Origin of the sequence: Vibrio sp. 10N.247.310.17 (genome assembly GCF_041466605.1) — a bacterium.
Taxonomy (GTDB): domain Bacteria; phylum Pseudomonadota; class Gammaproteobacteria; order Enterobacterales; family Vibrionaceae; genus Vibrio; species Vibrio tasmaniensis_A.
In genome coordinates this window covers 1-1,006 of the sequence record NZ_JBFSTC010000235.1, presented here as the reverse complement: position 1 = coordinate 1,006, position 1,006 = coordinate 1, and the positions used below count along the sequence as shown (strand labels likewise).

The window sequence follows — 1,006 nt, the reverse complement described above, 5'->3', positions numbered from 1 at the left end:
GAAACTCACTCTACCTTTTACCCAGAAATCAAGCTCATCTAAGCGGAGAAGAGCCCCAGAAGTTATCCATTCTTATCATGCTGTTCGTCGTTAATCCCCGTGTTGTATCACGGGGGTAAATTCGACCAACCGAACGCATTTATGTTACTTCTCTAATAGAACAACGAATTGTATAATCAACAAATCACATAAGACTATTAGGTAACAAAATGCGACTATCTTTACCGGAATTAGATATAACAACGGATGAAGGCTTTAACCCTGAAAAAGATATATTCAGAAGGGCTAAGTATGGACAACAATTAACTAACTTCATTCTCAATGCAGAAGAAAACTTAGTTTTTGCATTAGACTCCAGATAACACCATCTATTCCAGACGTTTTACTGCCTTTGTTTTGAGATACTCGCTTAACAGCAAGAAGTTTTGCTGAACGCGAGTGAGTCAGTATCCATTGCAAAGCTTTCACTTTGCCGTGTTTACCTTCTCGAGTTGCCTTTGCGATACGCATCTGGAGCTTTAATACATGCGCTTCAACGGTTTTCCAGTCGATTGACTGCCATTGAGCGCTGTCAGGAGAGGCACTAATCTCTTTTGAAATCATCATTTGCGTTTCTCCTTGAATAAAGTTCTTCATATTCTCTCGCAACGGGAGACCAGTCGGAAGTGGGCTCACTTTCGTGACCAGACACAAGTCTGTATCTGCATCGTTACAATGCAGCCTTGGCTTTTTCCAACCTCCTATACCTGCATCACTATCGGCCACGAAGGCTTTCCCAGAGGGAGTGATACAGGCTTACCGTGTTCCGTATGTCGCGCATGTCAGTGTAGATGCCCGCTATAGTGCGGAGAGTTCAACGATCACGAAAGAGCATGGGGCAATCTCTTTCCGACTCTCATGCCTTTTGGCCACAGCGTATTAACCACTTCCGCTGATTCATCGTATAACGCACCTGTCGGGTGGACGACACTTGTTACCAAGTGCCGTCTCCCTAAGAACCGTACGT

At 44.1% G+C, this 1,006-nt stretch carries 1 pseudogene; it reads right to left on the bottom strand.

The features are described from left to right. Positions 1-351 precede the first annotated feature (351 nt). Positions 352-636: pseudogene (locus AB6D80_RS25080) on the bottom strand (reverse transcriptase N-terminal domain-containing protein); the annotation flags it as partial. Positions 637-1,006 lie beyond the last annotated feature (370 nt).